Source organism: Chryseobacterium cucumeris (assembly GCF_016775705.1).
Taxonomy (GTDB): Bacteria; Bacteroidota; Bacteroidia; order Flavobacteriales; family Weeksellaceae; genus Chryseobacterium; species Chryseobacterium cupriresistens.
On the sequence record NZ_CP068760.1, the window covers coordinates 4,518,773 to 4,541,702 of the forward strand.

Sequence of the window (22,930 nt, forward strand, 5' to 3'; positions counted from 1 at the left end):
ATATATACGTTTTAAATCTAAAAAACAAAACACGTTAATTTTTTACACATATTAACGAATTAACATAATATTTTTAATCAAAAATCGTAAAGATATTAAATCCAAGAAAGAATATCAATGCCGAAAAATCATCCATGAATACATTAAAACGCTAAAAAGATCCCATGTTTCCAGAGGTAAGAAATAATTTAGCGGATGATCACTTTTTCTGTAAAATTTCCTCCTTCGGTTTTAACATTGACACTATATATTCCTGCGCTTAAGCCTTTTACCTCTATTTTATTGTTGTTTATTTCCGTCTTTATGAGTTTTCCTGTCTCGTCATAGAGGTCAATACTTTTTACTTTGGCAACTGTATTAATATTGATAAAATCATGGGCGGGGTTAGGATAAACCGCAATTTCCTTAGTGTTTTCTTTAGAATCATGTACCGCCATTACCCCCAGTTCACTATTAATTTTGATATGATCAATATAAGCTAATCCCAATGAATTATTATGGACGAAACGAAGCTGGTCTATATTTAAAGAATTGGCGGCTGTTCCAGTGTAGATCAGCACATTATTAAGGTAATACCGCACATCTGTGGCACTTCCTACTATTTTTAACCGAAACCAGGTGTTAGGTATCCAGATTGAAGGCAGGGAAATCAGATTCTGTATACCTGAAACCGTGTTTAAAATCTTTACCGATCCTGTTTTTTCAAAATCCAATCTCACCACAGACTGGTCATCAATACTGTTTACGCCCTGAAAACCAAAATCAGAGCCGTTGAACTGCGACATGTTGATATCGAATGATACAGAAAAATTGTTGGAAGCCAACGGTGCCGGAAGATTATAAAACCCTCCTATGATCGGATCATTCTGAGTTCCATATGTATTTTCTTTTACGATTCTAAGGGAACGGCTACCATCACTGGCTTTATCCATGCTGATGGTCTGATGGGTAACATTTTGCGGTATACCTCCTGTGGGGGTACTGATCCAGCCTGCCTGACCATTGATATCTCCGGTGTTAAATCCTTCATTAGGCTCAAAGGAAATGGTCTGCTGGGCTAAAATGCATGTTGACGATAGCAAAATTGCAACTGAGTAGTATTTTTTCATAGTAAATCAAGTTTTGTATTAAAAATATAAACTTTCAATGAATAGTGAAATAACTTATTGCAAATAAAAATTAACCCTTTTATTTTCAGTGAATTTAATTTTTAAAATTCTTAAAAAGGCTTTCCCGGCAGTTGATAACAGAATAATATAAAGCAAAAAAATAAGGTATTTCTTTCCAGAAATACCTTATTTTTTTGCTTTATATTATTGATCAATTACTTTGAATAATTCTCAAAGAACAATGGAATACTTTCAATCCCTTTATAGAAATTGAACAGCCCATAATGCTCGTTTGGAGAGTGGATCGCATCAGAATCCAATCCGAATCCCATCAATACAGACTTAGCTCCTAAAACCTGCTCAAACATGGCTGTAATCGGAATACTTCCTCCTCCTCTGTATGGAAGCACCTCTTTTCCAAACGCAGATTCCATTGCCTGTTTCGCAGCAGCAAATTCTTTTGTATTGGTTGGTAAAACGTACGGCATTCCTCCATGGTGAGGAGTTACTTTTACTTTTACTGTATCCGGAGCGATTTTTTCAAAATATTTCGTGAACTTTTCCGTGATTTCCTGAGGAGTCTGGTAAGGAACCAGACGCATTGAAATTTTAGCAAAAGCTTTTGAAGGAATTACAGTTTTAGCTCCTTCTCCTGTGTAACCACCCCAGATTCCGTTGCAGTCTAAAGTAGGACGGATAGAAGTTCTTTCTAAAGTAGTATATCCTTTTTCACCTTCAATATTACTTAATCCGATTGATTTTTTGAATTCTTCCGGATTGTCTTTCAATTTGTTCATTTCAGCTCTTTCGGCATCTGAAACAGTTTCTACATTGTCGTAGAACCCATCAATAGTGATATGACCGTTTTCATCAATCAGATTAGCGATCATTCTCGAAAGAACATGGATAGGATTTGGAACCGCTCCGCCGTAAAGACCTGAGTGCAAGTCTCTGTTTGGACCTTCCACTTCTACTTCTACATAGCTTAAACCTCTTAAACCAGTTGTTACAGTAGGTTGCTCATTGCTGTAAATATGGGTATCCGAAATTAAGATACAATCACAAGCTAATTTCTCCCTGTTCTCGTTTACCCAGTCTCCCAAGCTTACAGAACCCACTTCTTCTTCTCCTTCTAAGATAAATTTAACATTGCAAGGAAGAGCATTGGTTTTCATCATGGCCTCAAAAGCCTTCAGATGCATGAAGAACTGTCCTTTATCATCAGCAGAACCTCTTGCGAAGATAGCTCCTTCAGGGTGTAATTCAGTTTTTTCAATATAAGGCTCAAAAGGTGGCTTTGTCCATAATTCCAACGGATCTGCCGGCTGAACATCGTAGTGTCCGTATACCAATACTGTAGGTAAGCTTTTATCTAAAATTTTCTCCCCGAAAACAATTGGATATCCTTTTGTCTGGCAAACTTCAACATTGTCAGCTCCAGCATTCTTAAGGTGTGCCGCTACTACATCTGCACATTTCAAAACGTCATCTTTATACGCCGGATCTGCAGAAATAGAAGGAATTCTCAATAACTCAAATAATTCATCCACGAAACGTTGTTTGTTTTCGTTGATGTAATTTAATGTCTCTTGCATTGTAAAAATTTATTTTGTTAAAATTAAAAAAAATGCCTGGCAGGGACAAACAAAAAGAAAGGATTTTCCCAATCTCATGCTAATGAACCCCATAGCCCTCTTTTTAATAAAAAAATGCCCTGCAGAAACAGGGCACTTATATATTTTGTACTTCTAATTAGTGTTCAGCTTTTGGAGCTTTATCAGCTTCAGCAGGTTTTGCAGCAGCAGTACTGTCTGTTTTTGGAGCAGCAGCTTCTTCAGGTTTTGCAGGAGCTTCTTCTTTATGCTCTGCTGCAGCAGCTTCATGTCCGTGAGCTTCTCCCTGAGGAGCGTCAGAATATCTTTCTACTCCTTCTTCAAGTTTCAAAGTAGCTTTGTTTCCTCCTTGCGGAACTTTTTTACAGCTTACCGCTACCGTTGCAATCGCTAAACAGATAACTAATTTTTTCATATGTAAAATTATTTTTTTTAAAAGATAATATGGAACCGCACTATTTTCAATCTATTCTGACCCTCCAAACAGCAAGCGATTACATGCTTCAATTTTTGATTGCCCAAAAGTAAGAAATCCTGCTTTTTTCGGCAACATTTTTATACTGATTTTAATATTATTTTCCCTTTTTTGGATTGGGTAAAAATAAGATACTGATCTCCTCCGTCTTTTAAACCGTATTTCTTTTTGATTTCTTCAGGTTTTAAAGGGTAATTTTTTGCAATGATATTAAACTGTCCTTTCTTTTTAATACTTTTAGAATCAACAGATTCCATTTCCAAAATCCTTCCCGGAAAATTTTCAATCTTTTCAGTAGAAGTGTAAAGATGGCTGTTGGGGTGAAGTTTTTTCAATCCGAATTTCAGGGAAATCAAATTAAAAGCTCCCGCCTTCAAAATAGAATGATTGGGAATATAAATGTATTTTTCCGGTTCGGAATATTCCGATTCCGCAGTTTCTTCTTCCCCAAATCTGAATGTAAAAGTCTCTTCTCCGCTTTCAAGGTTCACACAATTACAGATGATCTTATCCGTATTTTCGTTGGAGAGAAATACGACAACTTCTTTCACATCATTTTTGAGGGCAATAACATCAATTCTTGTAATACCGGGCAGCACAGAGACAAGATATTTAAGATCAATAAGAGGTGACAGTTTAACAACTACCTGACCGGAAATAGCCCGTAATTTTCCCTGAATTTCAAGAATATCAGGTGACAGGTCTTCTAAAAGAAAAACTTTGTTCTTTTGCTGGTCTCTCCTTGCCGGATCAAGATAAACAACATCGAAATATTCCTGATTTTCATCCAGAAAATCTTCGAGTTTTCTGTTGAAAAATTTTGCCTTACGGCCCAGGATGTTCCAGTTATTTTCAACAATATTTAAAAGCGCGGTATTTTGTTCTACCAAAGTGATATCGTCAAAATTTTGGGAGAGATAATAAGCATCAATACCAAAACCGCTTGTAAGATCAATGAATTTCTTTCCTTTCAGAATTTCAGATTTATAAAGCGCTGTTTTTTCTGATGATGACTGTTCCAGATTAAGCTGTGGTGGAAAAAGAATACCTTCTTTTAAAAGAAACGGAAATTTTCTTTCTGCAACTTGTTTTCCCTTGATCTGCTGTACAATTTCCTGCATAGAAACCTCCGGAAATGGTGATTTTTTCAATAATAGCGTATGTAAATCTGTTTTCAGATTTGCACTGATGTAGTTTTGGATTTCCTTATTTATTAATTTAACCACGGATGACACGGATTTTCACAGATGTTTATGTTTTATTTATTTAGTAATTTTAAATATTTGAATTTATTCATTCTTAACCGCATAAAAAAATCTCCATAGATGCTTAATGTTTCATTTTACGTAACAGAATACCCATAATCATTGAAAGTTAAAAAAAATATGTGCAATCATCTGTGAAAATCTGTGCCATCTGTGGTCCATTTTTGAATATTAGTCTAAATTCCCTCTTACTTTCCGAAAAATACTTTTACTGATAAAATCAGTATTAAAGTTTACCAAAATTCCTAATTTCAATCCTGTTAACTTTAAATAGGTTAACAACTGTTGATGATGAATATTTGCTATTTCCGTTACGGCTTTTACTTCTATAATAATTTTATCTTCAACAATTATATCGGCAACAAAACCAGAATCAATAATAATATCCCTAAATTTAACCTTCATCGGAACCTGAGTCTTCACTTTTAAACCATTATTTTCCAATTCGCAAGCCAGAACCTTCTCATAAACTTTTTCCAATAAACCTAGTCCAAGTTCATTATAAACAGAAAATATAGATTTTCTGATATAAAAACTTATCTCATTTTCTTTCATAACATTTGCATTTTGTGTTTCATAAATCTACACAAAATCTTGTTAGAAATGATCAAATTATCTCTTATAAAAAATATAATCAGCCGCTACCGGAGTTATACCGTTTTGCTTAAGCAAAGAATTGATTTGTCCTCTGTGATACGTGGAGTGATTGACGGCATGAAAAAGCATTTCAAAAATAGTGTTTTCAAACTTTGTCCCTCTTGAATTCTGATATTCTATTCTTTTATCCAAATCAAGATTACTGATAATGTCAATACTTTTAAGAAAATTCTTATGATTAATCTCCTCCAGGGATTCAAAGGGATTGATCTGCCATACTTCAAAGGTTTCCTCTCCCAATATCCGGGCATTCCAGATCTGTTGTGCATTAAAGGTATGATTTATCAAACTGACCGTTTTATCGTTAATAAGCTCTCTGTTTTCAGAAATAACTTTAATCATCTCAGCGTTGAAATGATGGGTATATTCAAATAAATCTATCAGTTTTTCTTTCATTACTCAAACATTTCAGCCCAGCGTACGGCTTTTATTTCTTTTTCGCTGTAAAGATCCGTAATAGACTTTTTAACGTCTAATTTAGGGTACAGATTCACTCCGATCAGCTTTATTTTACCTTCTTCAATCCATTGCTGCTCTTCAATCGCATGATCATAGATTTTTTTCTGAATAGCTCCCTGTTTCAACAGCTCAAGATATCCTCCTGCTTCTTCAATTTCAACAAATAAAGCCCATGCTTTTTCTGCAAACTGCCGGGTAATATCTTCAACATAATAACTTCCGTTGGAAGCATCTTCAAATACGTTGATGATACTTTCGTATGCCAGAACAATCTGTTGCTTGAAAGAGATCTCTTCCGAGTTATCCGTACTTCTGTCTACAAGATAATTGTTGGAGAAAACAGCGTCTGCTCCGCCAATCATGGCAGAAGCAAGCTCCAGGGTAGAACGGATCAGGTTGTTTTCATTATCTGAAACAGCTTTATTTCGTAACGAAGTTTCAGCAAAGATGTAAGGAACTACATCCAGTCCGTATTCTTTTGAAAGCTGGTTGAAAATAATCTTAAAAGCTCTCAGCTTAGCCATTTCAAAGAAATAACTTCCTCCTACAGCTATTCTGAAAATCAATTTATTTAAAATTTCAGCTCCATACACTTCTGCTAACTCCTTAGCTTTCGCAAGGGCAATTCCAAGCTGTTGATAGATGGCAGCTCCGGCATTCTGATGCAGTGAGATATCTACGCAGATATTTCTTTTAAAATCTTTTGAAAGTAATTCTTTTACCAGCTGATCATCAATACTTCCTTCTTTTTCATTAAAAACATCAATCAGTGAAAAATACTGGTCTTCTTCTTTAGGACTGATGTGCCCTGCAAGATCTTTATTATTCACAAAAATGGTTTTCTGATCCAGATTTTCTACATTCTGATCCAGCATAAATGCAAATACTTCTTCTTCCAGACTTTCGTGGTATCTTGCAACCAGATGGGTACTTTCTTCAACTCTTGGCAGGTTTACCAAAGGCTTCTGAACTTCAGTATAAAAAGGCTTCACTTCTATTCCTTCCAGATTCTGTTTTTCTAAAATGGGATAAATATCCTCTGTTTTAAGTTGTTTTTTGACCAGGTTTTCCCAGTTTGAAAGTATATCTGTATTTGACATTAGTTTTTTATTTGTGAATTGTTAATGGTGAATTTTGCTTTGCAAGTGAATTTTTAAAAACTAAAAATTAATTTCATCATTAACGTAATTCTATTCAACTTTTATTACTTTTTAGCCACTTTTGTGCTGTCTACCACCAAAATGAAAATTTCTTCATTCGGTTTTTTCATAAAATAATTTTCTCTTGCGTATTTTTCTTTTTCTGACTTGTTGTTCATCAGTTTCTTATAAAAAGCATCATTTTTTTCGTACTCTTTCTTATAATAATCCAGCTGCTCTTCATATTTATGAATCTCACCATTCAGTTCATTAATAACAAGAAATGAAGTTTTATCGAAAAAAATCATCCATACCAAAAACAGACAGATCGTAATGGTATACTTGTTCAAAACATATTTCTGGATAAGTTTGAATGTTTCAGATTTCGGCTGAATGTCTTTGATAAGGTTGTTTTCTTCCATTTTTTAATGTTTTTTCAACGAGTTTTTAATAACAGTAGTTAAAAAATCAATGGCTACGGAATTCTGTTTCATATTGGGGATAATAAGATCGGCTTCATTTTTAGACGGCTCGATGAATTCCTGGTGCATTGGTTTCAATGTGGTCTGATAACGGTGCAATACTTCGCTCAGATCTCTTCCCCTTTCCTGGGTATCTCTCCTGATCCTCCTGATCAGTCTTTCGTCAGAATCTGCATGAACAAATACCTTCAGATCAAATTCTTTCAGCAATTCTTTGTTGGTCAAAACAAGAATTCCTTCTACTACCAATACGTTTTTAGGTTCTACAGTGACATGATCTCCTGTTCTGGAATGTGTAACAAAGCTGTAAATCGGCTGTTCAATCGGCTCATTGTTTTTTAAAGCTTTTACATGTTTTATCAGTAAGTCAAAGTCTATTGATTTCGGATGGTCGTAGTTCAGAGCTTCTCTTTCCGTCAATGTAAGACCCTGGTTGTCGTGATAATAATTATCCTGAGAGAGGATATTCATTCCCTCAATATCAAGCTGCTGAAGTATCTTATCAACAACTGTAGTTTTGCCGGATCCTGTACCACCGGCAATTCCTATTACAAGCATTGTTTTTTTGTTTCTTTATAGTTGGTACAAATATACTATTTTAGATAAAATATGACAATGTAAGAGTATTGAGAAATTAAAAGATTAAAGGATTTAAAGATTAAAATACATTCCGGAAACCGGCAGGTCTTTATGATTAATTGGTATTACTCAACTTTCTTTTTGGGATTTAATAAAAAAAACCGACAATTCATTTGCCGGTTTTTTATTTTATACGATTTCGCTTGTTAATTCGCGCGAAATTAATTTTTCATGCATAGGCTTCAGAACATCCATTGAGCCTGTTTTTACGGTACATTTGCCTTTGTAATGAACAAGGATTGTGCATTGCTCAGCCTGTTCCAGCGTATGCTTGCATATTTCGATCAGACAGTCTATCACATAATCAAATGTATGGATATCATCGTTATGCAGTACCAGTTTATAAACTTCATCCGTATCATCCAGAACAAGTACTTCTTCTTCGTACTGACGTTTTGGATTTTCGTAATCTTTTATGCTGTTATAAAAATTCATTTTTATTCTTTTAAACTTCTCCTATTTTGTCTGCCAGATTATCAATCGCATTAGGTTCCTGATAAACAAGTTCCACCAGTTCAACACTCTTGTTATTCATTTTCAGAATTTTAAAGTGATAGTCTGCAAGATCAAACTCCTGGTTTTCTTCAGGGATTTCTTCGAGCTCATAAAGAATAAATCCGGCCAGTGAGTTGTACTCGCTTTCTTCGGAAAGAGGAAGTTTTCTGGGAAGGAATTCATTGATTTCCTCCAAAGGCTGTGTAGCCTGTACCCAATAGGTATTATCCGCTATTTTATCAACGATTTTTTCTTCATCGTCTTCTTCATCCTGAATTTCTCCTACCAATTCTTCCAGAATATCTTCCAGTGTAATAATTCCTTCAGTTCCACCAAATTCGTCAATAACAATGGCGATGTGCTGTTTTTTAAGCTGGAAAGTCTTCAGTAAGTCTGAAACTTTTTTACTTTCCACCACGAAGAAGGCGTCACGCATTAAGTCTTTAAGATCTTCATGATCAAGATCTCCTTTTCTCTTCACAAATTCTCTTATAATTTCTTTTGTGTAGAAAATTCCGATCACATTATCAATAGAATCAATATAAACTGGAATACGAGAGTAACCGCTATCCATTATTTTGTTGATAATATCATTGATATCTTCTTCAAAATCAATAGAGGTAATATTCTGCCTTGGAACCATGATCTGTTTTGCAGAATGATCTGTAAAATCAAATGCATTTTTGATGATCTCATAGTTCTCTTCTTCTATCTCTCCACTGTCTGCACTTTGCTTTACCAAAAGCTGAAGTTCTTCTGTAGAGTGAATTTCCTGTTCCGAAGCCGGGTGAATTTTCACAAGTCTTAAGAAACCATTTGACATGGAATTCATCAACCAGATAAACGGTTTAAAAATCGTGTAAAAAACTCTCAACGGAACTGCTGTTGCCATTGTAGTGGCTTCAGATTTTCTGATCGCGATTGATTTTGGAATAAGCTCACCGAAAACGATGTGCATGATGGTAATCAATACAAAACTGGTCACCACTGAAATGGTGGTAATCGTTGTTTGTGTCAAGTCTATATTAAACGAATGAAAGAGGCTTTCAACCACGTGGTGCAAGGCGCTTTCTCCCACCCAACCAAGGGCAAGGGATGCTAATGTAATTCCTAATTGTGTAGCGGAAAGATATTCATCAAGATGCTTGATAATATGTTCTGCCTGCTTAGCCATAGAGTTTCCTTCTGCAGCTTTTAGCTGAATTTGAGAGTAACGAACTTTAACAATTGAAAATTCTGCGGCTACGAAGAAGCCATTGAGTAAAACAAGAAATAAGGCCAGCAAAAGCCTGACTATGTCCGAGTCCATTTAGAGATTGTATAAATTTTATTAGGTACAAAGATATGTAAAATAAAAATAACCTGAATCCGGGATAGATTATTTCGATGGAGGAATTTTCGGAACAGAAAGTGACACAATAAAATACCGCTATTTTCAAATAAAAAAAATAATTGGAACAACGACTCGTTTTTCAACAGAAACGATATTTTTAAGCGGTAAATATCCGTTTCAGCCTTCCACAAACATAAAAGCACCGATAAATTCGGTGCTTTTATGGTATAGTAAAATAATTCTTTATGAATTTTTCAAAGCTTCTGCTCCGGAAACAATTTCCAGGATTTCGTTGGTAATTGCAGCCTGTCTTGCTTTGTTGTAGAAGATCACAAGATCATTCTTTAAAGCCTGAGCATTGTCTGTTGCTTTATGCATTGCAGTCATTCTCGCTCCGTGCTCAGATGCTACTGAATCTAAGATCGCTTTGAAAACCTGAGTTTTGATAGACTTTGGAATCAGGTTATCTAGGATTTCAGCTCTGTTAGGTTCAAAGATATAATCCGTTTCAACCTGCGGCTCAGTATTTTCCGGCATTGAGATAGGAAGAAGCTGTTCTGTAGTAACTTCCTGAGTAGCAGCATTAACGAATTTGTTATAGATAACATAAACTTCGTCAAATTTACCTTCTCTGAAGCTTGTCATTACCCCTTCAGTGATATGAGCAACTGCATCAAAGTTCAGATTATCATATACAGTACTTCCATTAGTATATACCTTACGGCTTTTTCTCACAGCATCATATACTTTTTTACCTACAGGAAGAACTTCAATCTCGTACTGAGCGTTGTTCTGAAACTGAAGGTTAAGCTCTTTTACGATAGAAGAGTTAAAAGCTCCCGCAAGACCTCTGTTTGAAGTAACAGCGATGAATAGTACTCTTTTAACCTCTCTTTTCTGAGCATATACAGAAATCTGATCAGGATCAGAGCTAGAATTTACATTCTGGATAAGCTCCTGTAATTTTTCAGAATAAGGTCTTAACATCACGATTGCATCCTGTGCTTTTTTAAGTTTCGCTGCGGAAACCATCTTCATAGCACGTGTAATCTGCATCGTAGATGAAATTGACGTAATTCTGCCTCGTATTTCTTTTAAGTTTGCCATTAATTTGGGTTCAAAGTTTAAGGTCTAAAGTTTAAGGTTTAAAACGCTATATTTCAAACCTTAAACATTGAATTTTTTAGTTGTATTTAGAAGCTAAATCGTTAGCTGCCTGCTTAAGAACACCTGTAATATCGTTATCGATTTTTCCAGCTTTGATAGCAGCCATTGTATCCGGGTGCTTAGATCTAAGGAACTCGATGTATTCGTGTTGGAATTCTTTAATCTTGTTCAATGGAACGTTTCTCATTAAGTTTTCTGTTCCGGCATATACGATAGCTACCTGACTTTCTACAGGAAGTGGTGCATTTACCGGCTGCTTAAGGATTTCTACGTTTCTTTCTCCTTTAGAAATTACTGCTAAAGTAGAAGCGTCAAGGTCAGAACCGAACTTAGCAAACGCTTCCAATTCTTTATACTGAGCCTGGTCAAGTTTCAATGTACCAGATACCTTTTTCATTGATTTGATCTGAGCGTTACCTCCTACCCTTGATACAGAGATACCTACGTTGATTGCAGGACGAACCCCTGAGTTGAATAGATCAGACTCCAAGAAGATCTGTCCGTCTGTAATAGAGATTACGTTTGTAGGGATATACGCAGAAACGTCACCAGCCTGAGTTTCGATAATCGGAAGGGCTGTTAATGAACCACCACCTTTTACAATTGGCTTAAGAGACTCCGGCAAATCATTCATTTGCTTAGCAATGTTATCATCAGCGATTACTTTTGCAGCTCTTTCCAATAGTCTTGAGTGAAGGTAGAAAACGTCTCCAGGGTAAGCTTCACGGCCCGGTGGTCTTCTCAATAGTAGAGAAAGCTCACGGTAAGCAACAGCTTGTTTAGATAAATCATCATAAACGATAAGCGCCGGTCTACCAGTGTCTCTGAAGAACTCACCGATAGAAGCTCCTGCCATTGCAGAATACACCTGCATTGGAACTGGATCTGATGCGTTAGCTGCAACGATTACCGTATAAGCTAAAGCTCCTTTATCAGAAAGCGTTTTAACGATTTGTGCTACAGTAGAAGCTTTCTGACCGATAGCAACATATATACAATATACTGGCTGACCAGCATCAAAGAATTCTTTTTGGTTGATGATCGTATCGATAGCAACAGTAGTTTTACCTGTTTGTCTGTCACCAATGATAAGCTCTCTTTGCCCTCTTCCTACAGGAATCATCGCATCAATTGCAACGATACCAGACTGTAAAGGCTCAGTTACCGGCTGTCTGAAGATAACTCCAGGAGCCTTTCTTTCCAATGGCATTTCGTATAAATCCCCAGTAATAGGACCTTTACCATCGATTGGGTTACCAAGAGTATCTACTACTCTTCCTAACATACCTTCTCCTACTTTGATAGAAGAGATTCTGTTTGTTCTTCTTACTGTATCACCTTCTTTTACTAATTTACTTTCACCAAGTAGAGCAACCCCCACGTTGTCTTCTTCAAGGTTAAGTACAATACCTTCTACATCACTAGAAAATTTCACCAACTCTCCGTATTGTACGTTTTCTAACCCGTATACACGAGCAATACCATCACCGATGGTTAAAACTGTACCTACTTCCTCAACGTTGGATTGAGTATCGAAGTTGGCCAATTGCTGTTTTAAGATCGCAGATACTTCTGCCGGATTTATTTCTGCCATTGTATGGTTGTTTTTCTTAATTTAATTGGAAATCTTTTTTAACTTGGTTCAGTTTTGTCTTCACAGACGCATCTACCTGCTGGTCACCTACTCTCAGAATATATCCTCCAAGAATTTCAGGCTTAACATTTACTTTCAGATCAAAGTTTGAATCAGCATTTACAAGATTTGTAGATCTTAAAATCTGGTCAAGGTTCTCTTTTGAAAGCGGAGTTGCCGTAGTAAGCGTTACTCTTTGTACACCACTAAGGTCTTCTACTTTGTTGATAAATTCCTGAGCAATATTTTTCAATTGGTTTTCACGTCCGTGCTTAATAACCAATCTGATCAGGTTTTGAGAAGAAACAGATAAACCTTTGAATATTTCGTTTGCTACTTCTATTTTCTTTTTAGAATCGATGTAAGGAGTAAGGAAAAACTTGTTTAAATCTTTAGATTCAGCCATTACCTTTACTACATCTTTCATTTCTGAAAATACAGTAGCCGTTTGCCCAGCTTCGTTGGTGAAGTCAAGTAAACCTTGTGCGTATCTTTTAGCTACTTTAGATGTAAGCATTCTTAGTTAAGGTTTGATTTGTTTAAATAATTTTGAACTAATTCGTTTTGAGCTTCGCTGTTATCTAGCTTTTGCTTCAAGATAGACTCGGCAATGTTTACAGATAAAGTACCAATTTGAGTTTTGATGTCTGCCATTGCAGCATTTTTCTCAGCGTTGATAGTCTGTTTAGCAGCTTCGATCATTTTGTCTCCTTCAGCTTTAGCAGCATCTTTAGCTTCCCCTACGATTCTGTCTTTAATTTCTCTGGCTTCTTTAAGGATCGCATCTCTTTCGATTTTAGCTTCACGAATGATTCTTTCGTTATCCTCTTTTAAAGTTTCCATTTCTTTTCTAGCTAATTTAGCTTGATTAAGAGCGTCAACAATAGATGTTTCTCTGTCATTGATAGAATTTAAAATAGGCTTCCAAGCGAATTTACCTAACAAAAATAATAGTGCTAGAAAAATAACAGACTGGATAATAAATAGTCCTGATGAAAACTGATGAATTAATTCCATTATATAAATGTATAAATAATTATTACTTTTTTTAAAGAACCACTATCTGTAACCAACCGTCACAGATAATGGTTTGAATTTAATTAGTTTACTGCGAATAGAGCAGCAAACGCAACACCTTCTACAAGTGCAGCTGCGATAAGCATAGCTGTTTGGATTTTTCCAGATTGCTCAGGTTGTCTAGCGATAGCTTCAAGAGCAGCAGCTCCGATTTTACCAAGACCGATACCTACACCTAGTACTACGATACCAGCACCTACAATTTTAGGGATTTCCATAATATATAATTTTAAAAAATTTGTTTTACTTTAATTTATAATTTCAATTAGTGAGCTGCATGATGTTCGTGTTCGTGCTCTTCTACTGCCATTCCGATAAACAGTGCTGATAACATTGTAAAGATATAAGCCTGTAGGAATGCTACCAATACTTCAAGTAAATAAATCACCAATGTAAGGAAAGGGAATGCAACACCTGCGATAAAATTCTTAAATACATAGATCAGCCCGATCAAACTCATTACTACGATGTGTCCTGCAGTCATGTTGGCGAAAAGTCGGATCATCAAAGCGAATGGTTTAGTGATTGTTCCTAATAATTCGATTGGAAGCATGATCAGTTTCATTGGAACTGGCACCCCTGGCATCCAGAAGATATGTTTCCAGTAATCTTTGTTCGCTGAGAATGTCGTAATCAGATATGTAAGGATAGCTAAGAAGAATGTCATTGTAATATTACCTGTAACATTGATTCCAAAAGGCATTAATCCAAGAACGTTAAGGAAAAGAATAAAGAAGAACACTGTTAATAAATAACCCATGAATCTCTTATACTTGTGCCCGATATTAGGAATAGCAACTTCGTCTCTTACAAAGATAATTAATGGCTCTAAGAATCTTGCTGCTCCTGTAGGAACTACTGACTTCTTATAAGATTTAGCCATTCCAACAAACAATACAAACATAAAGATTGACACTAATAAAATAATCAATACACTTTTTGTAATAGAAAGATCTAAAGGCTTTACATTGGTAGGATGACCGTCTTCACCAAGTGTTAAAGTTCCAGCAGCATCAGTCTTATAGATTTTCTCGTGGTGCAATACATAAAAAGAACCATCTACTTCAGTAGGCTCCCCATGCATGAACCCTTCTTTGTTACTCATAAAAGAGTGGAAACCGTTATCATAAATAATAACAGGAAGAGGAAAACCGATGTGGTGACCTTCTTTATCAACCATCAATGTGAAATCATGTGCATCCAATAAGTGATGATCGATGAACTCTTTGTTTTCTTTGCTTACTTTGTCTTTCTCTGAAAGCTCTTGAGCAGGAGCTGCCCCAGCAGCAGCCTCTCCGTGCTGTGCAGACACTAAGTTTAATACAAAAATACTGTAGAATAAAACTGCGAATTTCTTAAACATTGATAGGTTTTTTTCGTTGTGCAAAAATATGATATTTTTTCTAGTTTCAATAAATAATTTTACTGTTTTTTATCATGATTAATAAGCTTGATTGCATAGTACGTAAGCAGTGCTGTCAGGACAAAATAAGGCATGATAAAATGGAATTTGTAGCCTGGAATCACTTCAAAGTTCAGTTTTTTTCTGATTAAGTACATTAAACCGAATTTTAAAAGGATCAAACCAATAACAGACAATCCTAAAAATTCCGGTGCTACTCTATTGATTAAGATAATAAGAGTGATCATCATCATAAACATGACACTTAGAAAAAGGTAAAATTTAATGATCACTATCTCATCCAGGTGAAAAACAAATTTCCATAGGGAAAAATGCACCAGGAAGGTCAGAAAGAATAAAACGACAACAAGAATATTGGGATTAATTTTCATTCTATTTTTTAATTGATCGCAAAAATAGACTTTTTCTATCGTATTATACTATGATTTGATATTTATCATTTTTCTTCTTTGTAATAATATTACGTGTATATATAATATTACGTGTTCAAACACTTTGGATATCCTAAAAATTCCTTATTTTTGCAAACCTATAATTTACAATAAATATGTTTAATAGTTTACAGGATAAATTAGACAAGGCATTACACAATATTTCTGGTAGAGGAAAAATTACTGAAATCAATGTGGCGGAAACCGTAAAAGAGATCCGTAGAGCATTGGTAGATGCCGACGTTAACTATAAAGTTGCGAAAGATCTTACAAAGAGAGTTCAGGATAAAGCATTAGGAGAAAACGTTCTTACTTCCCTTACTCCGGGACAGCTGATGACGAAAATTGTTCATGATGAACTGGTAGACCTGATGGGAGGTTCTCAGGAAGGAATCAATCTTTCAGGAAAACCTACTGTAATCCTTATTGCCGGTCTTCAGGGATCTGGTAAAACCACTTTCTCTGGAAAGCTTGCTAATTATTTACAGACAAAAAGAAATAAAAAACCATTATTGGTAGCATGTGACGTTTACCGTCCTGCTGCGATTGACCAGCTGAAAGTATTGGGAGGACAGATCAAAGTTCCTGTTTATACTGAAGAAGGCGCTACCAATCCATCTACCATTGCTGAAAACGCGATCAATTTCGCAAAATCAAACGGTCATGATGTTGTGATCGTGGATACAGCAGGTCGTCTAGCTATTGATGAGCAGATGATGAACGAGATCAAATCCGTACATTATTTCATCAAACCGCAGGAGACTCTTTTCGTAGTTGACTCAATGACTGGTCAGGATGCTGTAAATACAGCAAAAGCATTCAACGATGCCTTGAACTTTGACGGAGTTGTTTTAACAAAATTAGATGGTGATACTCGTGGTGGAGCGGCTTTAACAATCCGTTCTGTTGTTGAGAAACCAATCAAGTTCATCTCTACAGGAGAAAAAATGGAAGCTTTGGATCTTTTCTATCCGGAAAGAATGGCGGACAGAATTCTGGGAATGGGAGACGTTGTTTCCTTAGTAGAAAGGGCTCAGGAGCAGTTTGACGAGGAAGAAGCTAAAAAACTTCACAAAAAAATTGCTAAAAACGAGTTTGGTTTTGATGATTTTCTTAAGCAAATCAACCAGATCAAGAAGATGGGTAATATGAAGGATCTGATGGGAATGATTCCTGGGGTTGGAAAAGCGATTAAAGACGTAGAAATCAGTGATGATGCATTCAAACACATTGAAGCCATCATCTATTCTATGACACCTGAAGAAAGAAGAAGACCTTCTATCATCAATACTCAGAGAAAAGCCAGAATTGCTAAAGGAGCAGGAAGAAAAATTGAAGATGTGAATCAATTGATGAAGCAGTTTGATCAGATGGGTAAAATGATGAAGATGATGCAGGGCCCTCAGGGAAAGCAAATGATGCAGATGATGAGTAAAATGCCGAATATGCCTGGAATGGGTGGAATGTTTGGAAAATAACAAAAGAACATATTCAAAATATAAAATCCGACTCAAAATTAGAGTCGGATTTTTGTTTTTCTTATCTTTAAATAAGCTGATTATTTATCAGATTTCTGAGCCTTTCCTTTGATAAAATAAGAGAAACCAACGTTAACCCCGAAAGTTTTAATATTCGTTTTAACATCAGTATTCATAATAGTTTCTTTATTTGAAAACTGATCATAGGAAATACCCAAATTGATTCCTAAAGACTGAGTCGCCATATAAGTTACCCCTCCTTTTACTCCCCACGCCAAACCGTCCGTAGTATTCTCTGTATCCTGCATTAATAAAGGATCAACCCCTTCATTATTGATATTACTATTATAAAAAGAATATTTCGTCTTATTGGATGCATATCCAATACCTGCCCCTAAAAATGGCACAAGCTTGCTGGAATTGGTAAAATAATAAGTAGCTGTAGGCATTACAGAGAACGTAGAATTTGTAGATTTAACACCTTGATATTTAGTAGTAGTATTAAAATACCCTAAGTCTATACCAACTGCTAATTTATCAATAACAAAATACCCTACAGAAGGCGTAATTGAAAATGAGTTTACTTTAGGTCCGTCAACAGAGTTCCCTCCTACTTTTACCGTAGTTGTAGTGTTGTTAAAACCCATACCGGTGTTCCCACTGATCACCCAGTCCCCTTTAGTCATTTGAGCATTAGAAAGCCCGAAAAGTGCCAATGCACCTGCTAATAATAGTTTTTTCATGGTTATTATATAAAAAAGTGTTTCCAAAAATACAAAAAAACCGCGAGAAAATCTCAGGGCCCTATTGTTATATGCTTTGTTTACTATTTTGCAAATACATATTTCACTCCAAAAGTCACGGAAGTTAAATTGATACCCAATTTGTAATCATTAGTTCTTTTCGCCCCTTCCAGGTCTTTTTTATAAGTATTGTATCCGAATTCTCCTATTGTAGCTTCAACTGACCAGCTTTTAGTCAGGAAATAGTCCAGACCCGGTTTAATATTCACTCCAATGTTGGTATAGTTATTTTTTTCTGTAAACGGAGCGGAAAGTATAGGATCTCCGCCACCACCTTCACTGTTAAAATCCAGTTTTTCCTTACCAAATTCCAATGGAACCTGTAATTGTCCGAATATGAATAATTTATCCGATAAAGTCCAGTATTTTCTCACGAACGGAGCGACTACAAATGCATTATCCGTATCTTTAATTTTAATTGTATTATAAAATCCGGAACCACTTACGTTATATTTTGTAACAGCACTTTTATAGCCTATACCAAGCCCTACTGCTAAGTTGTTATTAACGAAATACCCTGCTGTAGGAAGAATTCTGATTACATCATCTTTTCTTTTGGTTTCGAACTCATTCTTTTCGCTGTGATAATATTCTACCTGTCCTGAAAGATAGGAGGTCCCTTTTGCAATCTGTGCATTTGATAAACCAAAAAGCATCACAGCGCCCATCAATATGATTTTTTTCATGATTATTATATTAGTTTTGAATAGCAAAAAGCCCTAAGGGTTTCTCAGGGCTTTCTTGCTATATGCTTTGTTTATTATTTTGCAAATACATATTTAACTCCGAAAGTTACAGAAGATAAATTCAATCCGAAGTTGTAGTTGTTTGTAGCATCACCATCTTTTGGCTTGTAGTTGTTATAACCGAACTCACCGATAGTAGCTTCGATAGACCAGTTTTTGTTTAAGAAATAATCTAAACCTGGCTTCACAGTAACACCAATCTGAGTATATTTAGCTTCAGTAGATGTAGAAGTAGAAGCTGTAGTATTTCCAGAAGTAGTTACAGAACTGTTTTCAGTTTCAGTTTTTCCAAACTGCATTGGCACTGCTAACTGTCCGAAGATGTATAGCTTATCAGATAAAGTCCAGTATTTTCTTACGAATGGAGCAACAACAAAAGCTGGTTTTTTAGTTACATTCTCGCTAACAGTTGTTGTGTTAGGTAGAGGATATGTAGTAGAAGTTGTTGTAGTCTTTTCAGTTTCGTAACCTACACCTAGACCAATTGCTAAGTTAGTGTTTACAAAATATCCAACTGTAGGTAATACGTTGAAATTTTCTTTTTTATAGTTACCATTGTCAGTTTCTTTTTGAGAATAACCAACAGATCCTGATAAATATGTAGTTCCTTTAGCAATCTGAGCGTTTGATAAACCAAAAAGTGCAACAGCACCCGCTAATAATATTTTTTTCATTGTAAAAAATTTTAATACTTTCTGAGGGCAAATTTACAGTGGTGCCCAGTAATATTAAAATTTGTTAATGTGATTAATATCATTACTAAAATATAGGGTTTTATAAAAATAAATCCTAGTTAAGAGATGTTATTAAGTTTTTCACAATTTTATGAATAAAAAAATCACTTTTTTTCAACAAGAGCTGAATATATTTAGTTTTTTAAATTTTGTATTTTTTAGCAAAAGCCCATAAATTCTGGTGAAATGCTAAAGCCCATTAACTTAAAACGCTTATTTCAAAGCCATTAACTCTTAAAATTTAAACAAACGTTTATTATTTGAGGTTGTTTTTTCTTTTTCCAATCCGTTCAAAATCCTCTTTATAAGAAATTACTGAGAGAAAAATCGCTAAAGTCTTTATATAAATAATCAAAAAACTCCGGCCTTCGGCCGGAGTTCTCATATGCAATTGCTTTTTCTTATTTCAAAAAGAAATTAAATCCTAAGTTTACAGCTCCTACGTTCCAATTATGTTTGTACCAACCATAATCACGTGTGTTACTGATAGACTGATATCCGATATACAACTCTCCTTTGGACATCTGGTATCCAAATTTAGGCTGTGCATAGAAACCTCCATCTACCCCATCCTTTGTAGAAATACCATATCCAAGGTCTAATCCTACAAAAACAGGAGCTCCTTTAAATTTATATTTCCCGGAAACAGCTACAGGAACGAATCCAAAATCATCAAAGTTATCTTTTCCAAAGAAATGAGAATATCCTGTTGTTACCCCAAGGTCGAAACCTTTGGCAATATTCCACATATAAGCTGCATCCACTCCTAATGTAAATGAAGATACATCACTTGCATCAGATACAGGAACACCAATATGTCCACCCAATTTAAAACCTTCCTGTGCCTGAGCAACACCTCCTAAAAGTGCAAAAGCACCTAGTAATAGTAGTTTTTTCATTTTTTTAAGTTTAAATTTTACCCTGCAAAAATACTAATTATTTTCATCATTAGAATAAAATTGTCTTATAACAGAAAAGCAGGACAAAATTTGTCCTGCTTTTATTATCATTTAAAAGTAAATTTTTCAGAATTAATTTCCTCCGAATTTGAAACCTACACCTACCTGAGCAAAGCTGTTCTTTACTGTACCTCCGCTGTTATCATTGGATAGGTTGGATACTCCTAAGCTGTATCTTGCATCAAAGAAAAGTCCGTTTTCCAGCATATATTCAACCCCTAAGAAAGGGGCAAGATTTAAAGACTTGATATCTTTTTTAATATCTACATCACCGGTATCTCCTTCCATTTCTACGTCAAGGAAATCTGAACCTATCACAGTCTTTTGTTTAGCAGTAAGGATAATTCCTACGTTAAGACCTGCAGCTACAGAGAACCCTTCTGTAATAAAGTATTTTGCAGAAACAGGAACCAAAAGAGTTCCAAAAGTTACTTTAGTTGATTCACCAAAATACATTCCTCCAGCATTTACTCCATCAATTTTCTCCTTGGCTCCAAGTGGTGAATACAAAACTTCTCCCTGAACTGCAAAGTTATCATTGAATTTGTACTCAGCCATTCCACCAATATAGAAAGTATATTTAGGAGACATTTTTCTTCCGTCAAGATCATCTTGCTTATCGTCTAGTTTAATAGTAGACATTGCGAAACCGGCTTTTGGACCAAATCGAAATTCCTGTGCGTTGGCACAAATTCCCATAGCAGCGACTGCTGCAACAAGTAAAAGTTTTTTCATGTTTAGTTAGTTTTACATTTAAGGTGTGCAAAACTAACTATTTTTTTCAAATTAACAAATTTTAACCAACTAATTTAAGGTTAATAAAAGGTTAACAGAAACTTTTACTCATTTTACTAGTCGTTTCTTAGTCTTTTCTCTTCTTCGTTATAAGCAAGGATAATCTTTCTTACCACCGGGTGTCTTACCACATCTTCTTCTGTAAGGTGTACAAATCCTATTTCTTTTACTCCATTTAAAATTCTCATGGCCTCTTTCAGTCCGGACTGCTGGTTTTTCGGAAGGTCAATCTGACTTGGATCTCCCGTGATAATGAACTTGGCATTCATTCCCATTCTGGTAAGAAACATTTTCATCTGAGCATGAGTGGTGTTCTGTGCTTCATCCAAAATCACAAAAGCATCATCCAGTGTACGCCCTCTCATGAAGGCCAATGGTGCTACTTCAATCACTTTCTTCTCCATGAAACCTTCCAGTTTCTCATGGGGAATCATATCACGAAGCGCATCATACAAAGGTTGTAAATACGGATCCAGCTTTTCTTTAAGGTCACCAGGAAGAAATCCCAGACTCTCTCCTGCTTCTACAGCCGGTCTGGTCAGGATAATTCTTTTTACTTCTTTATCTCTCAAAGCTCTTGCTGCCAACGCAACACTGGTATATGTTTTTCCTGTCCCTGCAGGTCCAATGGCGAAAACCATGTCCTTTTTCTCTGTTTCTTTTACCAGCTTTTTAAGATTGGTCGTCTTTGCCTTAATTACTTTGCCGTTGACTCCTTTTACGATAATATCCTGGTCGAATACCAGCTGTTTCTCGTTTTCGTCTTTAATATTCAATATATTTTCAACATCTTTCAGTCCTATTGAATTGTTTTTGGAGATAAAACTGACAATATCGTCAAGTTTTTGCTTCAGTATGTCTAAAGCTTCCTGATTTCCCATGGCAAAGATAAAATGATCTCTTCCTGTAATTTTTATGGTTGGAAAGCTTGATTTTATTAAGTTGAAATATTGGTTATTAACTCCATAGAAGATTTTCGCATCGATATCTTCCAAATCATATGTTAATTCAAACATGCAGTATTTTTATTTTTAGATTTTAAAATTAAAGCTTTTTTTCAAATTTATATCAAATTCTTTTCAACAATCTTTCGGGCTTTCTTTTTATTTTAAATAACTTTGCAATACTACACTATTCTATAAATTGCTCATGTCAATTATTACCCTTACTTCGGATTTCGGAAATTTAGATTACAGAGTTGCTGCTGTGAAAGGCAAAATTCTGTCTCTAAACCCTGAGGTTAATATTATTGATATCACCCACGAAATCCAGGCATTCAATCTTATACAGACTTCATATATTGTAAGAAATGCTTATAAATATTTTCCCAAAGGAAGCATTCACATTCTTTCTGTAGACAGTTTTTACAGCAAATCAAGAAAGAATATCCTCTATAAAGCAGACGGATCTTACTTCCTGGCGGCAGACAACGGCCTTTTGAGCCTTATATTTTTTGATATAAAACCGGAAGCCATCTACGAACTTACGCTGAACAATCGTTTTGACGACGTTATCAACTTTACTTCTACGGACATTTTTGTTCCTGCAGCAGTGCATCTTGCCAATGGCGGACTTCCTGAAGTGATAGGAAGAAAAATCAGCACAGCAAAACAGCTGATGTTCCCGCGGGCGGTTTATAATGAATCGGAAGGGATGATTATTGGTGAAGTGACCTATATTGATAATTTCGGAAATATAATATCAAATATCAATAAAGATTTTTTTGAGAACATCAGTAAAGGTTACAACAGTTTTACCATAAAATTCAGAAATTTAAGCCTTTCAAGAATATTTTCCAGCCATACAGAAGTTGTTTCAGACTGGAAAAGAGAGACCGAATTCCACGGACAGTCTGCAGCGATCTTCAATGATAGTCAGTTATTGGAGCTTACCATCTACAAAGGAAGCAAGAAAAACGGTGCTAAAAGCCTGTTTGGACTGAATGTGGGAGAAAATATTTATATCGAATTCAGCTAAGATTATATATTTCTTAAAAAAACCGATTTTTTTTATATATT

The 22,930-nt window shown here is 35.4% G+C and carries 26 protein-coding genes; 2 read left to right on the top strand and 24 right to left on the bottom strand.

What is annotated here, in order from left to right; all coding sequences use genetic code 11:
- Positions 1–188: 188 nt before the first annotated feature.
- The 18 genes from JNG87_RS20190 to JNG87_RS20275 all read right to left on the bottom strand — a co-directional run bounded on the left by JNG87_RS20190 (position 189) and on the right by JNG87_RS20275 (position 15,337).
- Positions 189–1,109, bottom strand: coding sequence for a T9SS type A sorting domain-containing protein (locus JNG87_RS20190; RefSeq protein ID WP_202840693.1), 921 nt, complete (start codon positions 1,107–1,109; stop codon positions 189–191).
- Positions 1,110–1,324: 215 nt separating this feature from the next.
- A complete protein-coding gene (locus JNG87_RS20195; protein WP_202840694.1) occupies positions 1,325–2,704 on the bottom strand; it encodes a dipeptidase in 1,380 nt (459 codons plus the stop codon).
- A 157-nt stretch (positions 2,705–2,861) separates the two neighbouring features.
- Positions 2,862–3,137: a hypothetical protein gene (locus JNG87_RS20200; RefSeq protein ID WP_110010261.1), complete on the bottom strand. Its 276-nt coding sequence runs from the start codon at positions 3,135–3,137 to the stop codon at positions 2,862–2,864.
- Between the two features lie 140 nt (positions 3,138–3,277).
- Positions 3,278–4,423: a class I SAM-dependent methyltransferase gene (locus JNG87_RS20205; protein WP_238349631.1), complete on the bottom strand. Its 1,146-nt coding sequence runs from the start codon at positions 4,421–4,423 to the stop codon at positions 3,278–3,280.
- Between the two features lie 210 nt (positions 4,424–4,633).
- Positions 4,634–5,017, bottom strand: a complete 384-nt coding sequence (locus JNG87_RS20210) for a GxxExxY protein (protein ID WP_202840695.1) — start codon at positions 5,015–5,017, stop codon at positions 4,634–4,636.
- Positions 5,018–5,074: 57 nt separating this feature from the next.
- Entirely contained in the window at positions 5,075–5,515 is a 441-nt protein-coding gene (locus JNG87_RS20215) for a DinB family protein (RefSeq protein ID WP_202840696.1), read from the bottom strand.
- Positions 5,515–6,678 carry a methylmalonyl-CoA mutase family protein gene (locus tag JNG87_RS20220; protein ID WP_202840697.1) on the bottom strand — a complete coding sequence of 388 codons (1,164 nt, stop codon included), beginning with the start codon at positions 6,676–6,678 and terminating at the stop codon, positions 5,515–5,517. The genes JNG87_RS20215 and JNG87_RS20220 overlap by 1 nt, the downstream gene beginning before the upstream one ends.
- A gap of 104 nt (positions 6,679–6,782) precedes the next feature.
- Positions 6,783–7,139 (bottom strand): FtsB family cell division protein, encoded by a 357-nt coding sequence (locus JNG87_RS20225; RefSeq protein ID WP_002979124.1) that lies wholly within the window; start codon positions 7,137–7,139, stop codon positions 6,783–6,785.
- Positions 7,140–7,142: 3 nt separating this feature from the next.
- Positions 7,143–7,757 carry a uridine kinase gene (gene udk / locus JNG87_RS20230; protein WP_002979122.1) on the bottom strand — a complete coding sequence of 205 codons (615 nt, stop codon included), beginning with the start codon at positions 7,755–7,757 and terminating at the stop codon, positions 7,143–7,145.
- Between the two features lie 210 nt (positions 7,758–7,967).
- Positions 7,968–8,273 (bottom strand): ATP-dependent Clp protease adaptor ClpS, encoded by a 306-nt coding sequence (locus tag JNG87_RS20235; protein ID WP_099049883.1) that lies wholly within the window; start codon positions 8,271–8,273, stop codon positions 7,968–7,970.
- 10 nt (positions 8,274–8,283) lie between these two features.
- Complete coding sequence (locus JNG87_RS20240; protein WP_110010266.1) at positions 8,284–9,642, bottom strand: hemolysin family protein; 1,359 nt, start codon at positions 9,640–9,642, stop codon at positions 8,284–8,286.
- Between the two features lie 267 nt (positions 9,643–9,909).
- The gene (atpG, locus tag JNG87_RS20245; RefSeq protein WP_110010267.1) at positions 9,910–10,773 is read right to left on the bottom strand and encodes an ATP synthase F1 subunit gamma; all 864 of its coding nucleotides are present in this window, start codon (positions 10,771–10,773) and stop codon (positions 9,910–9,912) included.
- Positions 10,774–10,849: 76 nt separating this feature from the next.
- Entirely contained in the window at positions 10,850–12,427 is a 1,578-nt protein-coding gene (atpA, locus tag JNG87_RS20250; RefSeq protein ID WP_110010268.1) for a F0F1 ATP synthase subunit alpha, read from the bottom strand.
- A 16-nt stretch (positions 12,428–12,443) separates the two neighbouring features.
- Positions 12,444–12,983, bottom strand: a complete 540-nt coding sequence (gene atpH, locus JNG87_RS20255; protein ID WP_002979112.1) for an ATP synthase F1 subunit delta — start codon at positions 12,981–12,983, stop codon at positions 12,444–12,446.
- Positions 12,984–12,985: 2 nt separating this feature from the next.
- Positions 12,986–13,483, bottom strand: coding sequence for a F0F1 ATP synthase subunit B (locus JNG87_RS20260; protein ID WP_047429825.1), 498 nt, complete (start codon positions 13,481–13,483; stop codon positions 12,986–12,988).
- 83 nt (positions 13,484–13,566) lie between these two features.
- Entirely contained in the window at positions 13,567–13,761 is a 195-nt protein-coding gene (gene atpE / locus JNG87_RS20265; protein ID WP_002979108.1) for an ATP synthase F0 subunit C, read from the bottom strand.
- 47 nt (positions 13,762–13,808) lie between these two features.
- The gene (gene atpB / locus JNG87_RS20270; protein ID WP_110010270.1) at positions 13,809–14,906 is read right to left on the bottom strand and encodes a F0F1 ATP synthase subunit A; all 1,098 of its coding nucleotides are present in this window, start codon (positions 14,904–14,906) and stop codon (positions 13,809–13,811) included.
- A 59-nt stretch (positions 14,907–14,965) separates the two neighbouring features.
- On the bottom strand, positions 14,966–15,337 hold the full coding sequence (locus tag JNG87_RS20275) for a hypothetical protein (RefSeq protein ID WP_041461471.1): 372 nt from the start codon (positions 15,335–15,337) through the stop codon (positions 14,966–14,968).
- 176 nt (positions 15,338–15,513) lie between these two features.
- On the opposite strand from JNG87_RS20275, the gene ffh reads away from it, so the two are divergent.
- Entirely contained in the window at positions 15,514–16,875 is a 1,362-nt protein-coding gene (gene ffh / locus JNG87_RS20280; protein ID WP_110010272.1) for a signal recognition particle protein, read from the top strand.
- A gap of 80 nt (positions 16,876–16,955) precedes the next feature.
- On the opposite strand, the gene JNG87_RS20285 is transcribed toward ffh, so the two are convergent.
- From JNG87_RS20285 to JNG87_RS20310, 6 genes are all read right to left on the bottom strand, one after another.
- Positions 16,956–17,618 (bottom strand): outer membrane protein, encoded by a 663-nt coding sequence (locus JNG87_RS20285; RefSeq protein WP_202840698.1) that lies wholly within the window; start codon positions 17,616–17,618, stop codon positions 16,956–16,958.
- 83 nt (positions 17,619–17,701) lie between these two features.
- Positions 17,702–18,364 carry an outer membrane beta-barrel protein gene (locus JNG87_RS20290; RefSeq protein WP_202840699.1) on the bottom strand — a complete coding sequence of 221 codons (663 nt, stop codon included), beginning with the start codon at positions 18,362–18,364 and terminating at the stop codon, positions 17,702–17,704.
- Between the two features lie 74 nt (positions 18,365–18,438).
- Positions 18,439–19,098, bottom strand: a complete 660-nt coding sequence (locus tag JNG87_RS20295; protein ID WP_202840701.1) for an outer membrane beta-barrel protein — start codon at positions 19,096–19,098, stop codon at positions 18,439–18,441.
- A 461-nt stretch (positions 19,099–19,559) separates the two neighbouring features.
- The gene (locus JNG87_RS20300) at positions 19,560–20,057 is read right to left on the bottom strand and encodes a hypothetical protein (protein WP_110010275.1); all 498 of its coding nucleotides are present in this window, start codon (positions 20,055–20,057) and stop codon (positions 19,560–19,562) included.
- A gap of 132 nt (positions 20,058–20,189) precedes the next feature.
- On the bottom strand, positions 20,190–20,852 hold the full coding sequence (locus JNG87_RS20305) for a porin family protein (RefSeq protein ID WP_110010276.1): 663 nt from the start codon (positions 20,850–20,852) through the stop codon (positions 20,190–20,192).
- Positions 20,853–20,968: 116 nt separating this feature from the next.
- A complete protein-coding gene (locus JNG87_RS20310; protein ID WP_202840703.1) occupies positions 20,969–21,928 on the bottom strand; it encodes a PhoH family protein in 960 nt (319 codons plus the stop codon).
- A 133-nt stretch (positions 21,929–22,061) separates the two neighbouring features.
- Between JNG87_RS20310 and JNG87_RS20315 the strand changes: the two genes are divergently transcribed.
- Positions 22,062–22,889 (top strand): S-adenosyl-l-methionine hydroxide adenosyltransferase family protein, encoded by an 828-nt coding sequence (locus tag JNG87_RS20315; protein ID WP_062675025.1) that lies wholly within the window; start codon positions 22,062–22,064, stop codon positions 22,887–22,889.
- Positions 22,890–22,930: the final 41 nt, after the last annotated feature.